At 63.6% G+C, this 2,262-nt stretch carries 3 protein-coding genes; all 3 read left to right on the top strand.

Going from position 1 to position 2,262, the window contains the following annotated elements; genetic code table 11:
• On the top strand, positions 1-602 hold a 602-nt coding region (locus ACE03M_RS13615), incomplete at its 5' end, for a nucleotide exchange factor GrpE (RefSeq protein ID WP_485934464.1).
• Between the two features lie 145 nt (positions 603-747).
• The gene (locus ACE03M_RS13610; RefSeq protein WP_485934463.1) at positions 748-1,761 is read left to right on the top strand and encodes a DnaJ C-terminal domain-containing protein; all 1,014 of its coding nucleotides are present in this window, start codon (positions 748-750) and stop codon (positions 1,759-1,761) included.
• 14 nt (positions 1,762-1,775) lie between these two features.
• Positions 1,776-2,213 (top strand): heat shock protein transcriptional repressor HspR, encoded by a 438-nt coding sequence (locus ACE03M_RS13605; RefSeq protein ID WP_143920824.1) that lies wholly within the window; start codon positions 1,776-1,778, stop codon positions 2,211-2,213.
• The last annotated feature ends 49 nt before the right edge of the window (positions 2,214-2,262 follow it).

Below are 2,262 nucleotides of genomic sequence, written 5' to 3'. Positions count from 1 at the left end.
GGGCGGAGGCCGGTGAGGAGAATGCCGCGAACGACGCTGCCGGTGCCGAAGGCGCCGAGGGCGTCCAAGATGCCGATGAGAATCTGGCCGATGCCAGTGACCTCGGCGTCGACATTCCAGCCGATGCTTCGACGTTGAACGACACCGAGGCAGCACAGGGCGAAGAGGCCGCCGAACCCGCACCGGGAACTGAGGCCGCAGCGCACCTGGCCGACCTCAAGCGCATCAACGCCGAGTACGCCGCCTACCGGATGCGGGCCGATCGCGAACGCGAGCGGGCAGCAACCGGTGGCACGATCAAGGCCGTCGAAGCCCTGATCCCCGTGCTCGACGAGGTGCGCCTGGCGCAGGAGAACGGCGACGTCTCCGGGCCTTTCGAGACCCACGTGAACAAGCTGATCGACTCGCTGAATAAGGTCGGCGTCGAGCAGTACGGTGAGGTCGGCGACGAGTTCGATCCGCGACTGCATGAGGCACTCATGCAGCAGCCTTCGGACGATGTTGAGACTCCGACCGTCTTCCTGGTCATGCAGCCGGGCTACCGTATGGGTGAGCGCATCATCCGTGCGGCGCGCGTCGGCGTGCAGCAGCCGGAAGACTGAGAACCACACCCTCGCCGAGGTGGTCCCGCCAATGTGGAGCCACCTCGGCGGCGGTCCGGATCATCCGGGATCGAGATCCCGGGGTTGCGGATTGTGAGGAGACAATTGAATACACTGATGAAGAAGACACGGAAGGAGGTGCCAGGTGAATACCGGTCCTCAGAATGATTGGTTCGAAAAGGACTTCTACAAGACCCTCGGCGTCTCCAAAGATGCTTCCGACGCAGAGATCAAAAAGGCCTATCGCAAGCTGGCACGCAAGTATCATCCGGATGCCAATCCCGGTGATTCCAAGGCTGAAGACAAGTTCAAAGAGCTCGGCCAGGCCCATCAGGTGCTCTCTGACAAGGAATCTCGCGAACAGTACGATCAGGTCCGCGCCATGGGCAGCGGCGCCAGGTTCACCGGTTCCGGCGGGCCCGGGGGCGGTGCCAGCGGCGGATTCGATGACGTATTCTCCGACCTCTTCGGCGGAGGCGGACGGAAACGGACTCGTTCACCTTACGGTGGAGGCGGGGGAGACGTACCCCCTGACCTGGCAGACCTTCTCAACGGCTTCGGCGGTGGCGGCGGAGGTGGTTTCGGAGGCGGCTATTCGCCGCCGGTCAAGGGCGGGGACATCAAGTCCAACACCACTCTGTCATTCACGGAGGCCATCAACGGCGCCTCGGTGAAGCTGAACATGCCAGGTGGGAAGCCTCTGACCGTGCGGACGCCGATCGGCGTCAAGGACGGGCAGAAGATCCGACTGGCAGGTAAGGGCAAGGCCAGCCCCAACGGCGGCGAGACCGGCGACGTGATCCTCACGATCAAGGTCAAGCCGCACCCCGTGTTCACCCGTGATGGTGACAATCTGCGGATGGACCTGCCGGTGAGCTTCGACGAGGCTGCCCTGGGCGCCGAGGTCAAGGTGCCGACGCTCGACGGAATGCCGGTGACGATGAAGATCGCTCCAGGCACACCATCGGGACGGACCATGCGTCTGCGCGGCAAGGGCGTGAAATCGAAGAAGGGCACCGGCGACCTGCTGGTGACCGCGGAGATCGTCGTGCCGCAGAACCTGTCGAAGGACGCCAAAGAAGCTGTCGAATCATTCCGCACCGCGACCGAGAACGAGGATCCGCGGGATGGTCTGCTCGACAAAGCCAAGGCCAGTTGAGGTGGTGAAGCACAATGCACATATCGACCAGTGCAGCGGTGTACGTCATTTCGGTGGCGGCGGACCTTGCAGGAATGCACCCGCAGACGCTGCGGCAGTATGACCGTCTGGGTCTCGTCACTCCCGAGCGCACCGCTGGCAGAGGCCGGCGGTACTCGGGGCGAGACATCGCCAAACTCCGGCTGATCCAGCAGCTCTCGCAGGACGAGGGCGTGAACCTGGTGGGCATCAAGAAGATCATCGATCTGCAGAACCAGGTCGATGCACTCAAATCCCGGAACGAGGAGCTCGAGACCGAGGTCAGGTCTCGGATGTCTGCGAAGGAACGCGAAGCACGCGTCTTCGCCGCCGGCTCCGCGGGTGATGTCGTCTCGATTTCGCGCGGCAGACGTCCGCAGGGACGGCCCGAGCCGGGCGCGATGGTTCTCTACAACAGGTTCCGTCGCCGGTGAACTGACTGCCAGCAGTTCTCAGCCCGCATGACGGCATGACGAAGGGGGG

Source organism: Brevibacterium sp. AGC70 (genome assembly GCF_057334195.1).
This window is presented reverse-complemented; position numbering and strand designations above follow the sequence as displayed.